Source organism: Peribacillus frigoritolerans, from assembly GCF_030676415.1.
GTDB lineage: Bacteria > Bacillota > Bacilli > Bacillales > DSM-1321 > Peribacillus > Peribacillus frigoritolerans_A.
This window is the reverse complement of record NZ_JAUUTW010000042.1, coordinates 1-20,529: the sequence shown is the minus strand read 5'-3', so window position 1 is coordinate 20,529 and position 20,529 is coordinate 1. Positions and strand designations below refer to the sequence as shown.

The 20,529-nt window shown below is 36.7% G+C and carries 21 protein-coding genes; 14 read left to right on the top strand and 7 right to left on the bottom strand.

Annotation, left to right across the window (positions count from 1 at the left end; translation table 11 throughout):
* Positions 1-172: 172 nt before the first annotated feature.
* Together Q8G36_RS25345 and Q8G36_RS25340 are read right to left on the bottom strand one after the other, a co-directional pair.
* Positions 173-889 (bottom strand): vanadium-dependent haloperoxidase, encoded by a 717-nt coding sequence (locus Q8G36_RS25345; protein ID WP_305162540.1) that lies wholly within the window; start codon positions 887-889, stop codon positions 173-175.
* A 515-nt stretch (positions 890-1,404) separates the two neighbouring features.
* On the bottom strand, positions 1,405-2,745 hold the full coding sequence (locus Q8G36_RS25340; protein ID WP_305162539.1) for a nucleobase:cation symporter-2 family protein: 1,341 nt from the start codon (positions 2,743-2,745) through the stop codon (positions 1,405-1,407).
* Between the two features lie 247 nt (positions 2,746-2,992).
* Between Q8G36_RS25340 and Q8G36_RS25335 the strand changes: the two genes are divergently transcribed.
* Positions 2,993-4,180: a PucR family transcriptional regulator gene (locus Q8G36_RS25335; protein WP_305162538.1), complete on the top strand. Its 1,188-nt coding sequence runs from the start codon at positions 2,993-2,995 to the stop codon at positions 4,178-4,180.
* A 105-nt stretch (positions 4,181-4,285) separates the two neighbouring features.
* On the opposite strand, the gene Q8G36_RS25330 is transcribed toward Q8G36_RS25335, so the two are convergent.
* Entirely contained in the window at positions 4,286-5,476 is a 1,191-nt protein-coding gene (locus tag Q8G36_RS25330; protein ID WP_305162537.1) for a PucR family transcriptional regulator, read from the bottom strand.
* 239 nt (positions 5,477-5,715) lie between these two features.
* Here Q8G36_RS25330 and uraD point away from each other — a divergent pair, with 239 nt between their 5' ends.
* The 9 genes from uraD (at position 5,716) to Q8G36_RS25285 (ending at position 13,221) form a co-directional block, all read left to right on the top strand.
* Positions 5,716-6,213 (top strand): 2-oxo-4-hydroxy-4-carboxy-5-ureidoimidazoline decarboxylase, encoded by a 498-nt coding sequence (gene uraD / locus Q8G36_RS25325; RefSeq protein WP_305162536.1) that lies wholly within the window; start codon positions 5,716-5,718, stop codon positions 6,211-6,213.
* Positions 6,214-6,226: 13 nt separating this feature from the next.
* Positions 6,227-7,210 carry a factor-independent urate hydroxylase gene (gene pucL, locus Q8G36_RS25320; RefSeq protein WP_305162535.1) on the top strand — a complete coding sequence of 328 codons (984 nt, stop codon included), beginning with the start codon at positions 6,227-6,229 and terminating at the stop codon, positions 7,208-7,210.
* On the top strand, positions 7,210-7,569 hold the full coding sequence (gene uraH / locus Q8G36_RS25315; protein ID WP_305162534.1) for a hydroxyisourate hydrolase: 360 nt from the start codon (positions 7,210-7,212) through the stop codon (positions 7,567-7,569). Before pucL ends, uraH begins: the two co-directional genes overlap by 1 nt.
* 30 nt (positions 7,570-7,599) lie before the next feature.
* Positions 7,600-8,139, top strand: coding sequence for a thiol peroxidase (gene tpx / locus Q8G36_RS25310; protein WP_305162533.1), 540 nt, complete (start codon positions 7,600-7,602; stop codon positions 8,137-8,139).
* A gap of 1,094 nt (positions 8,140-9,233) precedes the next feature.
* A complete protein-coding gene (locus tag Q8G36_RS25305; RefSeq protein ID WP_305162532.1) occupies positions 9,234-10,088 on the top strand; it encodes a hypothetical protein in 855 nt (284 codons plus the stop codon).
* Between the two features lie 44 nt (positions 10,089-10,132).
* Positions 10,133-11,044, top strand: coding sequence for a VanW family protein (locus tag Q8G36_RS25300; protein ID WP_305162531.1), 912 nt, complete (start codon positions 10,133-10,135; stop codon positions 11,042-11,044).
* A gap of 223 nt (positions 11,045-11,267) precedes the next feature.
* Positions 11,268-12,026: a carbon-nitrogen hydrolase family protein gene (locus tag Q8G36_RS25295; RefSeq protein ID WP_305162530.1), complete on the top strand. Its 759-nt coding sequence runs from the start codon at positions 11,268-11,270 to the stop codon at positions 12,024-12,026.
* A 524-nt stretch (positions 12,027-12,550) separates the two neighbouring features.
* Positions 12,551-12,712, top strand: a complete 162-nt coding sequence (locus tag Q8G36_RS25290) for a hypothetical protein (RefSeq protein WP_305162529.1) — start codon at positions 12,551-12,553, stop codon at positions 12,710-12,712.
* 173 nt (positions 12,713-12,885) lie between these two features.
* The gene (locus tag Q8G36_RS25285; protein WP_305162528.1) at positions 12,886-13,221 is read left to right on the top strand and encodes a hypothetical protein; all 336 of its coding nucleotides are present in this window, start codon (positions 12,886-12,888) and stop codon (positions 13,219-13,221) included.
* Positions 13,222-13,449: 228 nt separating this feature from the next.
* Here the strand turns inward: Q8G36_RS25285 and Q8G36_RS25280 are convergent, their stop codons facing one another.
* The 3 genes from Q8G36_RS25280 to Q8G36_RS25270 form a co-directional block, all read right to left on the bottom strand.
* On the bottom strand, positions 13,450-14,202 hold the full coding sequence (locus Q8G36_RS25280; RefSeq protein ID WP_305162527.1) for a hypothetical protein: 753 nt from the start codon (positions 14,200-14,202) through the stop codon (positions 13,450-13,452).
* Between the two features lie 89 nt (positions 14,203-14,291).
* Entirely contained in the window at positions 14,292-15,692 is a 1,401-nt protein-coding gene (locus Q8G36_RS25275) for an alkaline phosphatase (protein WP_305162526.1), read from the bottom strand.
* Positions 15,693-17,452: 1,760 nt separating this feature from the next.
* Positions 17,453-17,593 (bottom strand): hypothetical protein, encoded by a 141-nt coding sequence (locus tag Q8G36_RS25270; protein ID WP_305162525.1) that lies wholly within the window; start codon positions 17,591-17,593, stop codon positions 17,453-17,455.
* Positions 17,594-17,683: 90 nt separating this feature from the next.
* On the opposite strand from Q8G36_RS25270, the gene Q8G36_RS29085 reads away from it, so the two are divergent.
* Positions 17,684-17,800 carry a YetF domain-containing protein gene (locus tag Q8G36_RS29085; protein WP_336622994.1) on the top strand — a complete coding sequence of 39 codons (117 nt, stop codon included), beginning with the start codon at positions 17,684-17,686 and terminating at the stop codon, positions 17,798-17,800.
* 388 nt (positions 17,801-18,188) lie between these two features.
* On the top strand, positions 18,189-18,617 hold the full coding sequence (locus Q8G36_RS25260) for a hypothetical protein (RefSeq protein WP_305162524.1): 429 nt from the start codon (positions 18,189-18,191) through the stop codon (positions 18,615-18,617).
* Positions 18,618-19,014: 397 nt separating this feature from the next.
* Here the strand turns inward: Q8G36_RS25260 and Q8G36_RS25255 are convergent, their stop codons facing one another.
* Positions 19,015-19,173 (bottom strand): hypothetical protein, encoded by a 159-nt coding sequence (locus Q8G36_RS25255; protein ID WP_305162523.1) that lies wholly within the window; start codon positions 19,171-19,173, stop codon positions 19,015-19,017.
* 387 nt (positions 19,174-19,560) lie between these two features.
* On the opposite strand from Q8G36_RS25255, the gene Q8G36_RS25250 reads away from it, so the two are divergent.
* Together Q8G36_RS25250 and Q8G36_RS25245 are read left to right on the top strand one after the other, a co-directional pair.
* Positions 19,561-19,965, top strand: coding sequence for a DUF1259 domain-containing protein (locus Q8G36_RS25250; RefSeq protein WP_289352487.1), 405 nt, complete (start codon positions 19,561-19,563; stop codon positions 19,963-19,965).
* 202 nt (positions 19,966-20,167) lie between these two features.
* A complete protein-coding gene (locus Q8G36_RS25245) occupies positions 20,168-20,344 on the top strand; it encodes a DUF4083 domain-containing protein (protein WP_305162521.1) in 177 nt (58 codons plus the stop codon).
* Positions 20,345-20,529: the final 185 nt, after the last annotated feature.

The following is a 20,529-nucleotide window of genomic DNA, read 5'->3' as shown; positions in this document are numbered from 1 at the left end:
GTAGCTGGTTTTTATAGGTGGATGAGCAAAATTAGCAAAATAGCACCGAAAGTGATAAATAGGATGTTCCTTGGGGGGGGCTTTAGCTGAAGATCGGGGCTGACTTTAATGCAGCTCTTTCTTTATGCTACTAAGGTTCAGGTTAGCTTAACCTGAACCTGAACCAAAAATATTATTGAAGCGTATTTAGATTTTGTACCATTAATAAACTTACGACTACCTCGCCAATTTGTCTGCCTAACCGTAAGCCTTCAATGTTATCTTCGTTAAAATGTACGCCAGCGTACAAACGGGATTGAGCACTTTCTTCCATTAATTTTTTAATTTCTGATGACTCTTGAGGGAAAATATAACTTAATACTGCCTCTGCGCATCCCGCCACAGTAGCGTGTGCAGAAGGGTAAGCTGGAAAACGGGGGGTAAACAACACAGTAGATAGATTTCTGCCATATTGATTTGGACGTGCAACATCCCAATGATACTTGAAAAACCACGTCATAACAAAGGTATCATTCATAGCAGCGTGGAAATATGCCTGTACCCTGGCAACACTCGGTGATCCCAGCTTATACTTTTTAGATAAATTGAAAATTAGTGTAGTAATTTTCGCAGTTAATTCACCTGTTCCCCAATATTGTGCGATGCGTATTTGCTGAGAAGTTAATGACTTTAATGTCTCCTCTACAATGAATAACTCAGTTTCCCAATCAATATCTATCGGATTTTTAGTTCGCCAAATAATACGTTGATGAAAGGGGTCCAGGAAATCATTGTCTCTTCCTCTTGAAATAAAAAACATCGGCCAATTTCCTGCCTCTGGAGAACCTTTAGGTGGGATACTCTCCCCTGGGTAAGGATATTCTGTCCATCTTCTATATCTTGTTCTCATAAAGCCCCCCCTAATAAATGTTCTCCTTGTTCCTTATGATTAAGAGTAATGAAATATGACCATTTAACTTTTTGCTCCTGGTTAGAACGGATGTAGTTGGTTCTTTTTTTAAAAGGTGAAGTTGTATACTTAACTTAAGATTGGTTTTACTTCAATTCCTAGGTTGCTGCCGCAATCTTAAGCAACAATCTTTACGAAATCAGCCTTTATAAAAAAAATTACAATTTAAGGGCCCCCTTGAAAATAGACTCAAAAAAAGGTCATTTCCCACATCTTTCTCGAGAATTTCGGGGATGATTCACCAGGAGGGGTATATCGCTCTCTTTTCAAATGAAACAAGTCGAAGAGCCATCGCCCTAATTGAGTAAAAAAAAGCACCTTGCTTACCTATTAAATAGGCTGTTGCAAGGTGCTTGTATTATTTGTTTGAAAATTCCCTGAATAAGGTTATAATTAAAAGTGTTGGGCAACCTAGCCAACTAGACACCCTTAGAGATTGCCTTGTCCGCTACTTTCTAAGGGTGTATATTAATATTCTGGCTTATACTTGGTTGAATATCGGGTATGGAATGATGGTGTGTAATAGATGGATTTGATTTTCCATTCAGGATGGCATTTAACACAACCAGTGTTATTGTACCCATTACCACTCCATTTCCACATATTAATTGGACTGTTTCCGGGAATTTATCGAATGCTTCCGGGACCCCCTTGATTGCTAGACCGACTCCTATTCCAAGTGCAATCGTCAATTGATTGGAAGGTTTGCTTAAGTCAGCTTTGGCTACCATCCCCAAAGCTGCAGATAGAAGCATTCCAAACATTGGTATCATAGCCCCGCCCAGAACGGGTAAAGGGATCATCGTCGTAAGACCGGCAACCTTAGGCACAAAAGCCAGAGTGATTAGAATGCAACCTGCCGTGATTACTACCGAGCGCTGAGTTACCTTTGTCAGCAAGACCAAGCCAACATTTTGTGAGAAGGTAGAATGGTTGAAAGAGTTGAAGATACCACTTATGAAGCTCCCCATTCCTTCTGCACGGAGCCCTTTTTCCACATCTTTTTCGGTTATTTCCTTCCCGCATACTTCCCCGAGTGTCAAAAAGACCCCTATGCTTTCAACAGCAATGATTAAAGATATGATAGTCATAGTGATAATAGATGAAAAGTCGAAGGTGGGTACCCCAAAATAGAAAGGAGTCACCATTGTAAACCAGCTGGCCTCTGTAAATCCAGAGGTATCGACCATACCTAGAAAACCAGCCAATATAGTACCAAGAACCATGGCGAAAAGAACTGAAACCGCTTTCATGAAACCTTTGGTAAGTGTATTCAACAAAAGGAAACACAGGAGGGTAAAACAGGCTAGCATTAGATTCATAGGATCTCCAAAGGTGGGGGAACCGCTTCCGCCCGCTGCATTTTTCATGGCAACTGGCATTAATGACACGCCTATGATTAAAATGACGGAACCTGCAACAATTGGTGGGAAAAAGGGTATCAATTTACCGATTAACCCTGATAAAATAGCAACAATTATTCCAGATACCATAACTGCGCCTAAAACCCCGGTTATACCATGGACTGATCCTATGGCTATTACTGGCTCAACCACGATGAAAGAAACAGCCATTAAGGCCGGTAATCTTATACCAAATCCTTTACCGCCAATAACTTGAAGCAAGGTGACTATCCCGCAGGCGAGTAAATCAAACGAGATCAGGTATATGATCTGTTCTTGTGTCAAGCCGATTGCAGGACCGACGATTAGTGGAACAGCTACCGCTCCTCCATACATTACACAAACATGCTGCAAACCTAACAATAGCGTGTTTAATTTGCTCAAATTTTCCATGATTGCCCCCTTTTAATTAGTAAGAGCTTTCCAAATACGTTGATTTAATGAAATCGCCTCCTCGTGATTTTGTAAACGCTTCCTTACGGTCGATTTAGTTGTTGTTTATTAAGAAACAGCATTTACAAAATTAATCTGTTTTTATATTATCACCGCCATAATGCTAAATCAAGACTATTTTTTGGAAAAATATGAATATTCATTCAAGTGCATTCTGTATATAATTAAGAAGAATAGGGGGAGAAATATGTATTTAACGATCGAAAAAGCTTTGAAGCTTCCTGCCCTAAATCAAGTGGAAGTTATTGGAGGAAGTCAAGGGTTAACTCGGGTAATTAATTCAGTAAGTATAATGGATCATCCGGATATATCATGGATTAAACGAGGGGAACTCCTACTGACAACTGGTTATGTGTTTAAAGATGACCTGAATGCTCAAATTAATCTTGTTAGGGAATTGTCGAAAAGAGGAAGTGCTGGATTAGCTATCAAGATTAAGAGGTTTCTTTCTACGATTCCTCCTGGAATGGTAGAAGAAGCGAACAAGTACAATTTCCCATTACTGGAGATTCCTTATGAAATGCCTTTATCCGACTTATTATTCAGCTTTACATATGAACTTGTTAATAAGGAGAAAGTGAAAAACAATGGAAAAGGAAGTGTTGAAGTTTTTCATTCTCTTTTGAGTGGTGAAAATTGGAGTTCATCTTTTATCCCCCAATTACAGGAATTTGGCTTTAATCCCGATAGGCCATATATTCTGCTTTTAATAAATGGAACGAAAGAAGAAGGGGATTCATTCTTTCCAATTGACAGAATGTTGGAGAAATTAAACCAAACGGAAAAAAAAGATTTTAAGTATTGGAATATCGACTTCGATGGTCAATTGATCATCCTGCAAGGAAAAGGAATGGTGACTGATGAACACCTGCTTCTGCAGGCTCAAAAAATTGCCGTCCTTTTAGAAGGTCTTATATCCGCAGATAATCCTGGCACTTCACTATCCATGGGGTTAAGCAAGGTGAAAAAAGAAATCTACAATATGAAAGAAGGGCTTATTGAGGCCAAAAAGGCTATTCAACTTGGCTCGAGGGTCAACCCGACTAATATCAATGATTACGCAAGCGTTGAAGTTGAAGATTTAATAAATCAAATCCCTAAGGATGCCATGACTCAATACGTGCTATCCATGATTCAGCCGATTATTGTATATGTTAGGGAAAATGAGGGGGAGTTGTTAAAAACGCTGGAAACCTACCTATTTTCAAGAGGGAGAATAGAAGATGCGGCAAGGGCTTTGTATGTTCATCGAAATACTGTAAAGTTCCGTTTGTCTAGAATTGAAGACTTATTAGGAGTTGATTTAAAATCGAGGGATATTGCTTTTAAATTGCAGTTTAGTATAAAAGCTGCGAAGTTATTATTACATGACTAGGTAAAGGAAGCAGGGTTTGAAGGAATTGGGAATCAAGTGTTACTGCACAAAAACTGCCAGGGAATGAAGGATCCCTGGCAGTTTTTCATTTGTATGGGCCATTCCTTATCGGTTATCCAGCAGACGTTTGGCATATAGGGCAAGTTTTAAAGTGAACAGATCATCATTGCTTAAGTCCATTCCTAATCGTTTTTTTATGCTTTTAATTCGAAAATGGATAGTGTTTCGGTGTACCCCCATTATTCTGGCCGTTTCAGCAGGTCGAAGATTGCATTGCAAATAGGCCTCCAAGGTTTTGATCAAATCAGACTGGGTTTCATCATCATGGTCCTTCAGGGGTGCTAAATTACCTGTAACAATATCCATGAGCACATTTTTTGGAGCATACTGCAAAATTTTGAATGGTATTAATTCTTTGTAGCTGTAAACTTCCTTTCCTGGGTTCAATCGTTTTCCCAAATCAATAGATTGTAAAGCTTCCTGTAAGCTACTGGCCAGGTTATTAATACCTGTATGATAGTTACCGACTCCCAGAGTAAGTTCCATTGGCAGGTGTTTAGATAAAGTTGAGATGATTTGTTGGCTTATCTGGGTGACTTGTGAATAAAAGCGGGTGTTCCCTAGGGGGATGGTATCCAGATAAATGATAACTAGACTGCCCTTGATATTCCTTATGAGCTTATCGATTTTATATTGCTCGGTTAATGTTTCAATTGTCTTGATAAGCTGTTTATAAGTAATGGAATCATTCCTTTGATTCCATTGCAGCGTTAAAGGTAAAACCGTACATATGAATCCCCCAGTAATTTGTTGGACGCTGGATTTGTCCTCCGTCATTTCTAAAATCCCGTAACTTAAATTTTCGGCACCAAATAAGGAAATATCCTCCATTCTATGACTTTGCTCTTTTTGTTCATTCTGTCTCGTTACAATTTCACGAAGCAGGGGAGACATGATATCTGATAGCGAATACTCAGGGGGGATTTTGAGAATGGGCAAATTGGCCATATTGGCAATGCTGATGGTGGTTTGCGGAATTTCTTCCAGTTTGATGAACAATCCTGAACAATTCATTTTTGCCAATTCGATTACGAATTGGTCTAATTGCTGCGGATTATCTTGAAATAAGTATCCGGTTGTTAGAATCAATTCATTTGGCTTCAACCAGGAAAGCACATCAGGAGCATCAAAGCTATTGATGGATTCTATTTCTCTATTAAGTCCCTGCATGCCAGCTGCCACTTGGCATTGTTTGATCTGTGGTAATTTTAATGCATCAGTCATCGTTAAATGCATGATAGGTCCCCTTCGCTGTGCCTTTTTTCTCTAATTTAACTAATTTTTTGAATATTGGCAACATCAGCTAAGCTATTAGGATGGCCTGTTCTTTAAAAGGTGAGTGCGGTAAGCACAATGGGGTTGGAAAAATATTAGCTTTTTCAGCTAATGACCTATAAATGAACGCATGTATATAATTCAATTAAGTTAAGAATGTTTTGAATTATAAAAATAATCGGAAGAAGGGAGGGCCCGTATTGATATCTGACCTTAATAGCATTAATGAGTTGAACAAGGTGGAATTCATCGAAAAGTTAGGTTGGGTATATGAACATTCTCCATGGATAGCAGAGCGTTCATGGGAGTACAAGCCATTCATTTCCTTAGAGGACCTAAAACAGAAAATGGAAATAGTTGTGCAGAATGCCTCATTATCGGAACAGCTCCAATTAATCAAGTCTCACCCGGACCTAGCAGCCCGGATTGATATGGCTGAAGCATCAGTTAAAGAACAGTCCGCAGCCGGTTTGAATTCGCTTTCTCCGGATGAATATGAAGAATTTCATGCGTTAAATAATCAGTATAAAGAAAAGTTTGGATTTCCGTTCATATTTGCTGTACGTGGCAGCGATAAAACGGTGATAAAGGCAGAGATGAAAAGAAGGATTGGTTTGGATCAGGCAAATGAACTTAAGGAAGCGATCAAGCAAATCCACTTAATTGCCAGCCACAGGTTATCTGATTTTATTAAATAGGAGGAGGAATAATATGACAGCCCAAAATGAAAACAGAACGATGTATTACGGTAAAGGAGATGTATTTGTATACAGGACTTTTGTACAGCCCCTTACAGGTTTGAGGAAAATACCGGAATCAAGTTTCATAGAAAGAGATAATACTATTTTTGGATTTAATTGCCAGATTTCTCTGAAAGGGGAAGCTTTTTTATCTTCTTTTACGGAAGGAGATAATAGCTTGGTGATTGCAACGGATTCCATGAAAAACATCATTCATCGCCAGGCGGCCAATTATCAAGGAAATACGGCGGAAGGATTTTTAAAGTTCATATGTGAAGTTTTCCTTGATAAGTACAGCCACATAGATGCAGTGGAACTGACAGCAACTGAAGTTCCCTTCGATCATGTACTCGTTCCAAAAGGGGAAGGGCATGAAAATAGTGATGTTGTCTATCGATGTTCCAGAAATGAAAGGGCTACCACTACAATCGAAGTGGAAAGGACACCTACCGGAAGCAAAATCGTTAAGCATACAAGTGGAATAGTTGATGTCCATTTAATCAAGGTTAAAGGAAGCTCTTTTTATGGATTTATTCAAGATGAATACACCACACTGCCAGAAGCTCAAGATCGTCCGCTATTTATCTACTTGGATTTCGATTGGGAATATAGCCGCTGGGAGGATGCCACTGGAGCGAATCCAGAAAAGTATGTAGCAGCAGAACAAATTTGTGATATTGCAAACACAGTGTTCCATGAACTGAATAACCGTTCGATTCAGCAGCTCATTTATCATATTGGCATTAGGATTCTGGAACGTTTCCCTCAGCTGGCGAATGTTCAATTTAAAACCAATAATCGTACCTGGGAAACAGTCGTAGAAACGATTCCAAATTCAGAAGGAAGTGTTTATCAGGAACCTCGTCCTCCGTTTGGCTTCCAAGGCTTTGTCGTTACACAAGAAGACGTTAAACAAAAAAAGGCAGCTGATTCAACTGTAGGGGCTTCCCGATAATGGACAGTAAGCTGACCACACATGTTTTGGACCTGTCTAAAGGCCTGCCGGCAAAAGGGATGAAGATAGAACTTTGGGCCATAGCAGAACAGGGAGACCATTCTTTCATTAAAGAGGTCTGTACAAACAAAGATGGGAGAGTGGATGATCCGCTTCTTCAAGGGGATGATTTCAAACCAGGTGAGTATGAGCTTGTCTTTTATGTTGGGGAATATTTCAATGATGGAGCGAATGAACTAAATATAAGGCCATTTTTAAATAAGGTCCCACTTCGGTTTGGAATAAGGAGTAATGAAGAACATTATCATGTTCCTCTGCTTGTTGCTCCAGGAGGATATAGCACCTACCGAGGAAGCTAGTAAATCAGTAAGAGAGTTGGAGGGTTCAATTTGGTACATGAGCGTACTGGTGCAGTAACTTTAGGCGGTAATCCAGTGACCTTGATTGGTCCTGAACTAAAAGTAGGAGATAAGGCCCCTGACTTTGCACTATTAACAAATGACCGGCGTAAAGCACATTTAACAGACTATAAAAATAAGACATGCATCATAACGACTGTTCCTTCGCTTGATACTGGTGTATGTGATTTACAAACGAAGCTCTTAAATGAAGAAGCAAGCAAAATGGGTGATGATGTAGCAGTGTTAGCTATCAGCGCAGACCTTCCCTTTGCTCAAGCAAGATGGTGTAAAGAAAGTAATGTGGAAGCTATAACCATTCTCTCCGATCACTTTGATTTGTCTTTTGGTACTGCATATGGAACGTATATGAAAGAACAACGACTGGAATGCAGGGCAGTATTTGTAATAAATCAAGAAGGAACCATTAAGTATGCGGAATATGTACCGGAAGTCACGGATCACCTTGATTATGAATCCGCATTGCAGGCAGCGAAGGAAGTGATAAATAAAGCTGGTGCAGCTAAATAAATATTTTCCCTCACGATGGATATTAAAATTACATCCTATTCTATTATCCGCAAGACCGTCCGATTTACAAAAAGCTGGACGGTCTTTTGTCGATACTGAATTTCCAGTGACTTCATTAACACAAAAGGAGATAAGTACTTCTATCCAGGTCTCTTTCTAACGTCAAAATATAATTAAATATACTAAAATTAAACATTAATTCCTGTTATTTGAAGGGTAATCATGCTATAATAAAAGTCCAATAGCTTTATATAAGATGGAAGCGCTTCCTTATCCGAGGAAGCGCCCTTTTTATGTTTTTCACTTACTAATTAACATAACAACGCTAGAAGCACCTGAAATAGAAATAAGTGTAAACTCCTGTTTAACACTCAAAATCCGTCATCTTTGCCCCTTCCGCTTCAATTTCTTGATGATACAACAAACAGCCCATGCAACGAAGTATCCCGCGGTAAATGTAGGTGATAATGATCAGTGGTATAATACAATAAAAGTTAAAAAGCCCTTGTCTTCTTTCATTTCTTATTGAAGGTGAGAGCTTTTCATTGTTCCCATATCAATTTATCAATGTAAGCATCTTTAGCACATGTATCATAATACTCTACAAAAATCCCTTCAGAACAAAATCTGAAGGTTTTTTATGTTCATATAACCTATTGGAAGTTGAGGATTTTAAACTAATATCCTCGTACTTTGAATTGATTGAACCACCACTAGATTTTGCTAAAAAAGTTAGAGATGCATTTATTAAAAGTGTAGTCAGACTATACGAGGCAAGCCTTACATCAATGAGATTATCAATCCCACTTATGTTTTCTTTTTTGTATATCATGTCTTTTATTTATTTTTTCCCTGGAGCAGGCCGCATGGCATCTTGTGTAGTTTCTATTTACCGGATTAGGGATACCAAAGTACATATTGGACCATCAACACTAGCATGACTGAGCCTTTTTAGCCTTTATACTGATTCCCCCATCACAGTGTTTGGAACATAAATAAACAGGGAGGAGTTTAATTTGAAGAATTTCCAAATTTTCAAAGGTATTCAATTTATTATGTCCTGAAATAATAAAGAAAAATGCAGGAGAGGCCAAATGAAAAACAATAAATTTTATCAAGTAATTATCGCTATTTTTATAATTGTCTTAATGGTCGATCACTCGGTCTATGCAATGGAATGGGAAGATGAAGAAGGACCTATAAGCTTTAAAATTGAGATGTTACCTTGGGAGATTGTAAACAACATTATTCCTGATAAAACAAATTTCACCATAATCGATATTGAAACTGGTTTATCATTTAAGGTACAACGAAGGGCAGGTAGCCATCATGCCGATGTACAGCCATTAACCAAAGAAGATACTCAAATCATGAAGAAAATTTATAATAATAAATGGAGTTGGAATAGAAGAGCCATTATTGTATTAATCAATAATCAAATGATTGCTGCATCTATGCACGGAATGCCACATGGTGCAGGTGCTCTTTCAAATGGTTTTTCAGGTCATTTTTGTGTTCATTTCTCTGGAAGTATTACGCATCGTTTGAAAAACGAAGATCTTTCTCATAAATTAATGGTATTGAAAGCGGCTGGTAAGCTTGATGATTATATACAAACGGTAAATCCTTATGAACTTATACGTATTTTTACCATTGCCATTAATCAAGGAAATCAGAAATTATTAGCAATGACCTTATCTAATCCGAGTCAAGCCAACCATGTCAATAAACTTGTTAAAGATATTACATACCTTGGAGTAGTTAACCCTTTAAGGCAACCGCCTGAACAGTTTAATGGTCTATTTCTCGTGGATGTACCCGTTCAAGTAGCTATTTATAAGAAGAAAGAAGGCAAAGAAATAAAGGTTATGCATTTTATGATCCGAAAGGAGAGTTTGCCTGATCGTTGGTTTATTGATCAAGATGCAATTTATGAAGACTTGAAGTGAAAATTGTGAATGTTCAAAGAAACCAACCCAGGAGGTGCATTCAATTGAGATTAACATGGATTGCCGGTCTTTTGCTATTCGTTCAACCAGTGAATATTTCTGAAAGCTTATTGGTAACCCACCAAGGACAAACGATTGCCAGTGTCAACCATGCTGATATTACTATGCCATTACTGGATGTTCCTATGATGGACGTGGATAAATACAATCAATTTGTCGAAAAAATAGACCGGAAAGTGTACCAAAAACCTGTAAATGCCACAATGGACAAACAAGGTAATATTCTACCTGGGCGGGTAGGTTATAAGCTATACCATCAAGCCTTTAAAGAGCAATTTCATTCCTTTTTGTACAGTAGTAGATCATACAAACTAGAAGTACCTTTGCTTGCAATTCATCCAAAAGTTGACAGCGAATTACTTGCGGAAATTCGTGAAAAAAAGATAGGTGAATATAGAACCTATTTTAATGTGAACAATAAAAATCGTTCAAATAATATCTCACTTGCTACAGAAGCCATTAATAATTATGTCGTGTTTCCAGGAGAGGTCTTTTCTTTTAACCAAGTTGTTGGCAAGAGGTCAGTAGAAAAAGGATATTTGCTCGCTCGGGTTATCGTTAAAGGAGAGTTTTCTGAAGGGATTGGTGGAGGGATTTGCCAGGTTTCATCCACCTTGTTTAATGCTATTGACAATGCAGGGCTGCAAACGGTTCAACGCTATTCCCATACAAGGAGCGTTCCGTATGTTCCATCTGGCCGCGATGCTACAGTAAGCTGGTATGGGCCTGATTTTAGTTTTAAAAACAAGTACAATCAACCTATCCTGATCCGGGCTACAATCCAAGGAGGAATGGTAAGTATCATGGTTTACTCTTCAGATATGATTAATTATAAAATGCGAAAAATTCCCGATGCTTCAAAGCAGATATCCAAAGAACAAATTTTTCGTTCGTAAAAGTACACTTATACGAATGGGGACACCTTAGGCAAATTTGGTTTATATATAGAAGAAACTCGTAAAAACGGCCTTTGCTCATTGGAGCAAGGGCTTGTTTAGAGAGAGGGAGGAACCAGCTTTTTCTTTATCGGTACAGATTACTTGAACAAGGCGATCAATGTCTATGCTACAATCATAACAAGCATAGCCATTAATATAAGTTGATGTTTGGGAGATCACTATGGGAAAAATAAAAATAGCTTTACTACACCTATTGCCTATTGCTGGTGATGTGGAGTATAACCAAAAACTAATTGACCAAGCCATTCATATAGCATCAAATAATAATGCCCAATGGATAATAACACCCGAACTATGTGTCAGCGGACTTCAATTCAATCATAAGATTGGGACTGGATGGATTAACAGGCAACCTGATGCTTGGATGAGTAATTTGAGCAGTAAACTAAAGAATTTGAAAAGCACTGTATTTTTGGGTTGCCCTGAAAAAGGCAGTAACGGAGAGTTGTATAATTCTGTGTTTGTCATAGATAAAAAAGGTCATTTATTAGGTAAACAGAGAAAAATCAGTGTTATTGATGATTGGTCAGCTTCAGGGGATGTAATAGAGCCAATAAAAACAGACAATGTTGAGGTTGGCATTATGATTTGTGCAGACGCATATACCCAAGATATTGCTTACAACTTATTTGAAAAAAGAGCAGAAATATTAATTGCACCGTCTTCCTGGGGTCCCGGATTACATGGTCCAGAGGGAGAATGGGAACAAAGGTCATTAGAAACAGGACTGCCTGTAATTGTCTGTAATCGTACTGGCGAAGACGAAACTGTCCGTTTTTGGGATGCAGAAAGCATGATCATAAAAAATGGTGTACGCCTCTTAACACATAAATCAAAACAATCAGCTATACTTACCTTTGAATGGGATTTACAAAGCATGGAATTAATATCCTCTCATTTCGACATCGATTACATATAATGAGAACTCACTACACTCTTGTTGAACTGAAGGGTCCGTAGAGATAGAAGGGGGCGGTGCATTTATGACAGAAACAACAGAGCAAAAAGACAATTAATTAATAAATTAATTGTCTTTTTTATCCTACTTGGAATGGAGAAGAGTATGAAAGGATTCCAGGATGTGTAGAAATTTAGAACTTCCTGACCTCCATCACCCATTTAGGAAGTTTTTTATTTTTTTCCCAATCCTCTATAAAGTCATTTCAAGCATTGAATATCCGTTGCGTTGGAACGGAACAAACAGTAACGGAACAAATAGATGAGATGTTAATAGTAAAATTACCCGTTACTCTGTCATTAACTATCACTTGTCCGGTATCAGCATCAAAACTTCGTAACTCTCCAAATATAGGTGTAAATGGTTCAGAGGTTGTAGTAAATATAATGGGTGAACCTAGGATAGAAGTTCTTAAAAGCTCTCTTATTTCTCGGCGAGTCTGACATGCTTGTCCGATTGGCGGTAATGTTTTTCGTTTATGCCCCTTGTCCTTTCCTTTATCACAGCAGGATGACTTATCACAGCAGGATGACTTATCGCAGCAGGATGACTTATCGCAGCAGGATGACTTATCGCAGCAGGATGACTTATTGAAGCTGGATGACTTATCGCAGCTGAATGATTTATCACCGCTGAATTTATTATGACCGCAGAATGGATTATGACGGCATAATATATTTGGACAAAATTTCATATATATATCACTCCTTTTTCTACTATATATATGAAATAAAAAAAAACATGCTTGTACAAATTTACTAAATTCCTGCCTTTTTCGTATCCGTCTTTTTATTGGCAATCATATTTGTATTTCTAATGAATGTTTCGTAAATCGTTACTAAAAAGGGGTTGTGAAAGAATACAGTTTATTAATGGATTTCCAGTTGAGTGGTTTAAGGAATGGCAGGAACATAAATTTGACCTAAAGGAAACATATAAGTTCAATTACACAGTATCTTTTACAACTGAAAACTGGTGCGGAAGAGTTGGTTCTCTATCTTGGCTTTCAGGATTTACAGAAAATCAGCGAAATGAAATACTTGATGAAATCTTTACTCATTTAGAAAAAGATAATGGAGCCATTCAACATAATATCCAACATGGATGCTTTAAAACTATATGGAATCATTTAAATATCTCTTTAATTGGGGGTTAATATGTTTATTGCCTTATGCAATTAACGGGTGAGTTAGCTGAAGATCGGAGCTGACTTTAAGGCAGCTTTTCCTTTATGCAACTATCGGGGCAGGTTATCATTAAGTTTACAGCATCTCCATGAAATCAAAATAAGAGATGAAAGTGTTTATTTTTGAAGCAGAAAAATAAAAAACCACTCTGAGTGGTTTTTTTAGATCCATTTTGGAAAATCTTTATTTACATAGAATTAAAACTCGATTCTAATTTTTTGCGCTTCGTTAATTTTTTTCTGGTCTTTATCAAATACATTACTTGTTGTTATTTCAATCCACTTAATGTCCTTTGCTTCTTTGTTATCTGACTCATTGTGCCCCTCCTTATGCGCATGATTACCTGTTGCATTTACAATAAAACCAAGGTTTCCAAATTTTGTACCGTTGCCTTCAATTTCACCGTTTAATTCTTCAAGGTAAATTTCTTTCTGCCAATCAAAAGTTTCGCCTGTGTTCGTTTCTAGTAATGCGATTGGTGCGAAATTCACTTTCTCTGAAGATTTGTTTTTGATCTCAACGAAAACCTTAACAAAATCAAACTCCTCATCATGTGTTAATACGTGAAAATAATCGATCATACCATAATCAGGTCTTAAGTGAATCAATTTCATCTCTCTTATTGTTAATTCGATCGATCCCATTTCATATGTTTTATTAACATTTTTAATCGCTTTTAAAGTGGCTTCCCCTTTTTGGTCTGTATATGTTTGACCAACCTTTTGCAATGAACGGTCATCCGTTACTTGAGGATTAGGCTGATACTCGTCCATTATGCTCTCAGTTTGCTCCTGATTCTTTTGCTGTTTCGTTTCATCATTTTTTTCGTTGGCGTTATTTTCTGTTTGGTTTTCGTTCCCTGTATTTTTTTCATTGTTTTCAGGACTGGCATTTGATGAACAGCCAACAAGCAACAAGATTAAAAAAAATATAGAAAGAGTCTTTTTCATGATAATTCCTCCGTATGATTCTATATTCAAAAAAAGTCCCGTTGCTTGTACTATAGCAACAGGATATTTTTAGCTTGCCCATTTATTTCTTACTTATCTTGAATTTTAATTTCGTAATCTAAGACATCAAAAACATTTTTTGCAATTTCAGTGTTGTCGATTTGTCCAGCAAATTTTTCACTTGATGGTCCGAATGCATACACAGGAACATCTTCACCTGTATGTCCGCCTGTTGTCCAACCAGTGTGAGACCGCTTATTGAAAATGTTCTCAATCGCATTATCGATATCAAGAACTTTCTTTGTTTTAGCTGCGTCTTCAACTGATTGAATTTCTTTTTCTGTCAATGCTAGAATATTTTGATCAATATACTTTTTCAATGTTGCTTCAACACCTGCGCCGTCAGCAATTTCTTGCGCCATGAAGTCAGGTGTCCGCTTTGCAGCTTTGATTGGTTCGCTGAACCAGTTGTAAATACCGTCCGCACCAATCGAGTATCCGCCAGTTGAGTGGTCAGCTGTTGCTACTACTAATGTATGCTTGTCTTTTTTTGCAAACTCAATTGCTGCTTTATATGCTTGTTCAAAGTCATCCATCTCACTCATAGCGCCAACAATATCATTGTCATGTCCTGCCCAGTCAACCTGGCTTCCTTCTACCATTAGGAAGAACCCGTCTTTATCTTTGTTTAATTTTGAAAGAGCAGTGTTTGTCATTTCTTTTAGTGAAGGAACTTCTTCTGTACGGTCAATTTTCTTTGGAAGTCCGCCATCAGCGAATAAACCAAGAACTTTGCCATTTTTATCTTTTAACATGTCTTCACGGTTTTCCACATAGCTGTATCCATCTTTTTTGAATTCTTCTGTTAGATTGCGGTCTTTACGTTCAAAGTTGCTCTTACCGCCACCAAGAAGAACGTCGATTTTATGTTGGCCATTCACCATTTCATCAAAATAATCATCAGCAATTGAGTTCATGTTTTTACGGCTGTGATCATGTGATCCGAAAGAAGCAGGTGTTGCATGTGTAATTTCAGAAGTTGCAACAAGACCTGTTGCTTTTCCTTTTTCTCTAGCAGCTTCAAGAACCGTTTTTGCTTCTGAACCATCATTGTCAACTGCAATCGCACTGTTATATGTTTTAATACCTGCAGACATGGCAGTTGCAGCAGAAGCAGAGTCCGTTACATTTTGTTCAGGGTCTTCCGGATAAGTTGTTTGTTGACCAACAAGGTATTGATCAAATGTTGTTGGTTCTACAACTTTTGTTGATGGATCGTCTTTTAAATAACGATGAGCAGAAGTATAAGAAACTCCCATGCCATCACCGATTAAAACAATGACGTTTTTGATTTCCCTATTATTCGTTTCGTTCTTATTCACAGAACCCTCTGCGCTTACATGTGAGAAACCACCCATTAAACCACTAAAGGCAACTGTTGAAAGAACAGCTACTGGAAATAACTTTTTCTTTAACTTCTTTTTAAACAATGTTGTTACCTCCAATTGTTGTCGTATTATACGTGCTAAAGAGAATTATAGAGGAAGTATATTAATATATTTTTAATAGGTTGTAAATTAAATGTTAAAAACCCCATATTTATGTTTACAAATAAGAAATAACTCCAATATTAACAAATAAGGGTTATTTTTCATGTGGAGTTTTTGTAAACATTATTAGGAGGAAACTGATTTAATTCTAGGAATGTTAGAGTTTCGTATAAGAGAAACCATTGAAGATTTAAATCGATTTGGTGAAATTTCTATAATTAATGTCGATTCAAAAGTGCGCCATAAAGGTGTTGTCCGGAGTTTAATGGAATTTGCCGAGAATTTAGCAAACTAACATAAATGTGTAAATACATGGTTAGCTAGTGGTTTAGGACGTAAAGATGAAGCACATCAATTTTATAAAGAATTGGGTTATCTTATAACAAAATTGAGTTATTTAATTTATCTACACATCAAATATTAGTAATTTAAAGTATAGAAAAAAGAGTTTTTTTAATGATTACTATCCTTATGCAATTGACGAGTGTGTTAGCTGAAGATCAGAGCTGTCTTTAAGGCGATTTTTCTTATGGAACTATCGGGGCATGTTAGTTCATTAAGGGCTTTGAAAGGTTTGTTACTATTAAATTTTCCCGGAATGCCAATCCATACAGAATACCCATTAAATTGAAAGTGTCGTAGTTTTCATTATTTTAATTGGTAACAAAAACCAGTTAATATCCCGTCAAGATATTAGCTGGTTTTTGTAATGAACACTTAGGTGCGAAAAGACCGCAATTATTTTATTATCAGGTTGTTTTTCCATCAGAATCGATTTCCTTATGGTGTTTAATTAAGTCATCTATACTGCGTCCAATATGGTTTGTCATAGTAATACATGCTTCATCTGGGGTACCTTTGCAAATAGCTTTAACAAATATCTTGATGTTCAGAGATAGATCTTTTTATTTGTTGGGATAACAACGCTGGTAAATGAGGAGGAAATCCATTCCATAGATAATTCGAAAAAATTTCTAGTCTTGAACTTCCTGATGCAGCACAAAAAGCTCTATGGAAGGTTTCATTAGCTGATACATAACATCCATGGATAATGCTGCTTTTTCTGATTTTTCTAGTGCGAGTTTAATACCTTCAAACTCCTTACCCTTTAAGTTGCCCGGGCAGCAGCCTCACCTTCAAGCATTCCACGTATTCCTAAATGATCTACAATATCTTCTATTGTTAAACCCTGAACAATAGCCCGCATTTTTTGTTTTAATCAACTTTTATAAATTAGGTATCACCTTTTATATGATTTTATGCCTTTCATTTTACGAAGCAGTTCATTGACTTCACGAAAAATACATTTTTTCTCCTTCTTACTTTCACTCCTAATTTCATTAATAAAGAAAAAGGAGCAGATGGATCCCTTGTACATGAATAATCTCAAAATTTTTATGCAAAATAAACAGGATTTAAAGGTTTAGCCTTTAGCAAAAATTGTTAAGGAGACTTTAAAATGACACAGAAACAACAATATCAGCAAGCTATCTATGCGGCTCAACAAGCACAACAGGCTGTTCAAACAGCCCAAGCTAATGCAAATCCATAACAATTCGAACAGGCACAGCAACAGCTTGAACAAGCTCAACAACAACTTCAACAACTTCAACAGTCTTGGTTTCAATCCAGCTAAAGTATTTTTCTTGCTGAATGAAAATAAATAAAGAAGATTGATTAGTGAAAAACTCTAAAATGTTTTAATACATTTTTCGTTGCTCTTCCTTAATGCCGATATAACGCAGGGTAACGGATGGATGAGAATGATGGATCCGTTGCAGCACGGCAAATCCTTCGAGCTTTGTAAAACCAAACGTTTTCCATAAGATATGGTTGTCCACATGTTCCACCCCAGTGAACTGTACAGCCTTATTTAGCTGCCTGTAAGTGAAACTTTTTCTGTTAGTGAGGTTGCCTATTGTTATTTAGAGGTGAATGGGTCGATTAGTATTTTAAAAAAGTCAAAGTATCAAAAAACTACTCAGGAAGATTTCAATATACCTTCAAAAGTAGTTTCTGTTCCAGTCACTTTAATTAAGAGACGGTGAAGTTTTATAGGATGAAATTTTTGATATGGGCTTTAATGAATCTTGGTTAAAATCACAATTAAATAATCAAAATATTATTGACTACAAAGATGTTCTTATGGCCGAATGGCTTTAAGGCGACGGTCTTTTTGTACAGTCTGTCCAGAAATAAAATTGGTACAATTCATCCTCTTTTTTTGATGACGGGTGGATTATAAGATGGAGCCAATATAATGACTTAATCACGGATGGAATAGAACAACCACTGGAATTACGAATCGTGACAACTCACTACAAAATAATGATTTTTTAATAGTCTGTTCCGACAGCTAATATTTCATATTTGAATACGGATTATTACAAAACCTCTAGTAAGGAGTTTTTTGGAAGGGGGAAAAAGATCAGACATATGTTTTCATTACGTGGAGATGCTCATAAAATTTATCTTCAGTTAAAAAAAGTCTCATACAAAGACCGATCTTTCAAATGTATGAAGAAACTAAAAGAAGTGGAAGAAATTCAAAATTTTTATAGTTCGATTGATAGCGATACGTTAAAAAAAATTTATTATTGTATGTTGAAAGAGAAAAACGGATCGGGAATCATTCCTATTATAATATCCTCTGGACCTTGGCTTTTTTTTCTTTTTTCAAAACAATTGCAAGATTTCCTTTTTAAAGATGGGAGTTTGCTTTGGGTTGTCTTTGTTTTAACTTATATTTCCATTCTGGCCATAAGCGTGTTTCTTCACTTTCATGAAAAATCATGGGCTTTTGTTCATATTGAAATCATTCAAGAAATTTTAAATGAACGAAAAGAGATAAGGGAAAAGGACTAAGTTGTGAACCTATAAGGGATTCCCTCAATGGGGAGTTTACGCTCTTTTAAACTGGATTTTTAGATCCGTACCCTTTCTTTATAAGAGGGTTTTATAGTACTTGTTCTTTACCTAAGGGGTGCGTTACTTGAAGATCTGGCTGCCATCGCTGGCAGTTTTTTTATTGAACTAAAGGGGCAGGTTTAAAATAAGGGTTATACAATTAATTATAGCTACCTTCTGCTATTTTTATTTGTTTATTTCTTTAGCTAGACATTCACGGTCAATGGCTTGAGGTGGTCTTACAAACCAACCGTGCTTAATCATTAAGTTTACAGGTCTCCATCAAATCGAAATGAGAGATGTAAAGTGTATAATTTTTGAAGCAGAAAAATAAAAAACCACTCAGAGTGGTTTTTTAATCGCGCATTGCTCCTGCCTCTCGGGAAGTCATTGCACCTTGTCCTTCGCTTACATCTTTTTGAATTTCTTGTTTTACTTTTTTTGCATCAGTTCCGGCAAATTCTGGTTTCATAATAGAACCTAAATTCTCATTAGCTTGTTGATCCTGTTGCATAAAAGTCCTCCTCAGCTTATTGTTTAACAATCTTATTATTTACAAAAAAACACTCTTTATATCCAGAGAATTTGAGCGAATTTCCTTAAAGTAAAGGGGGCTTTCGTTGAACAATGGGGTTGTTGCGGCAGCCCCTTTTCTTACTAACGGGGCAGGACTGTTCATTAATATTGAATTCAAAGGTCGCGATATTTATTCATAAAGTGTTTAAAATTAAAAAAGAAAGATATGTGCTTAGTATATATAAATAAGTAAGTGTTTTTATGAATTGACCCAATAAGGTTCGTTATTTCCGCTCGTTTGCCCAATCTTAAATAATCCACTGTCATACAATAAAACCAGATTACTAAAAGGTAATAAATGGTTTTATTATAAGGAGTGAATATTATGGGCAAGGACTCAAAAAGGGATTTATGTAGTGAATTTGCAAGGATTCTTGACGGTGATGCAAGTTTTATGAATGGAGTATGTCTAGTTCAAAGATTTAGAGACATACCATTTAAAATACTTGGAAGGAGAACTAATTCACCGTTAGTAAACCCTCAATTTTTCACCTTTGAGAATTTAGATAGTAAAGGAAATGCACTAAATCTAGGTGAAACAGTTCTACTTCAAGTCGAGGTAAATCCATTGTTAACAGAATTAAGAAAAAGGGATATTATTGTAACAGCAGTTCATAATCACTGGTTGTTTGAAAATCCTAGAGCCATGTATATGCATTTTGAATCAATCGAACCACCACTGGAATTTGCTCGAAAAGTTCGGGAAGCATTCAAAGTTTTAAAAGGTTAAGTTGAAAAATAATTTAATTAGGAGCTGGAATCAGCGCCTTTTGTTATGCAACGGGTGCTTTACTTCATTAGGAGGGTTGCTGCGGCAATCCTTTTTCTTATGGTACGAACGGGGCAGGTTAGTTCCATTAGCGAGGTGTTAAAGAACAGTGCAGTAAAAATATGGTACGCTAACAACATTACTTGTAAAGGTAGGAATTAATATGAATATTGGTGATGTAATATTTCAACTATTTACGTTTATTTGTCTATTTGGGGTACTTTTTGGTGTGTTTTTTCTTGTTCGTTCTCTCGTTACTAAACAACCAGGCAAGTCAGAAAATATCGAACAAAAGCTTGATAGAATTATAGATTTACTTGAAAAGGATAAGAAAAATTAATCTTTTTCTCTTTTGGCATTAATCCTTACTGCACTATTTATTTCAATTCTACAATAAATCTTAATGAACTCCCTCAGTTTAATAAATAATGCTCACGAATACTCGCTTATTCGCAGGATTTCAAACCACATGGTATAGGTTGCTTTAGATGAACGAAAGAGATAGGACCGTTTTGATAAGATGAG

Excerpts from the sequence above, each read along its gene's own strand:
- Q8G36_RS25260 (WP_305162524.1), top strand. The coding sequence starts at position 18,189 with ATGTTTTCATTACGTGGAGATGCTCATAAAATTTATCTTCAGTTAAAA.
- Q8G36_RS25340 (WP_305162539.1), bottom strand. The coding sequence starts at position 2,745 with ATGGAAAATTTGAGCAAATTAAACACGCTATTGTTAGGTTTGCAGCAT.
- Q8G36_RS25255 (WP_305162523.1), bottom strand. The coding sequence starts at position 19,173 with ATGCAACAGGATCAACAAGCTAATGAGAATTTAGGTTCTATTATGAAA.
- pucL (WP_305162535.1), top strand. The coding sequence starts at position 6,227 with ATGACAGCCCAAAATGAAAACAGAACGATGTATTACGGTAAAGGAGAT.
- Q8G36_RS25280 (WP_305162527.1), bottom strand. The coding sequence starts at position 14,202 with ATGAAAAAGACTCTTTCTATATTTTTTTTAATCTTGTTGCTTGTTGGC.
- Q8G36_RS25295 (WP_305162530.1), top strand. The coding sequence starts at position 11,268 with ATGGGAAAAATAAAAATAGCTTTACTACACCTATTGCCTATTGCTGGT.
- Q8G36_RS25330 (WP_305162537.1), bottom strand. The coding sequence starts at position 5,476 with ATGCATTTAACGATGACTGATGCATTAAAATTACCACAGATCAAACAA.
- Q8G36_RS25345 (WP_305162540.1), bottom strand. The coding sequence starts at position 889 with ATGAGAACAAGATATAGAAGATGGACAGAATATCCTTACCCAGGGGAG.
- Q8G36_RS25335 (WP_305162538.1), top strand. The coding sequence starts at position 2,993 with ATGTATTTAACGATCGAAAAAGCTTTGAAGCTTCCTGCCCTAAATCAA.
- Q8G36_RS25250 (WP_289352487.1), top strand. The coding sequence starts at position 19,561 with ATGGGCAAGGACTCAAAAAGGGATTTATGTAGTGAATTTGCAAGGATT.
- Q8G36_RS25285 (WP_305162528.1), top strand. The coding sequence starts at position 12,886 with ATGTTTCGTAAATCGTTACTAAAAAGGGGTTGTGAAAGAATACAGTTT.
- Q8G36_RS25245 (WP_305162521.1), top strand. The coding sequence starts at position 20,168 with ATGAATATTGGTGATGTAATATTTCAACTATTTACGTTTATTTGTCTA.
- Q8G36_RS25305 (WP_305162532.1), top strand. The coding sequence starts at position 9,234 with ATGAAAAACAATAAATTTTATCAAGTAATTATCGCTATTTTTATAATT.
- uraH (WP_305162534.1), top strand. The coding sequence starts at position 7,210 with ATGGACAGTAAGCTGACCACACATGTTTTGGACCTGTCTAAAGGCCTG.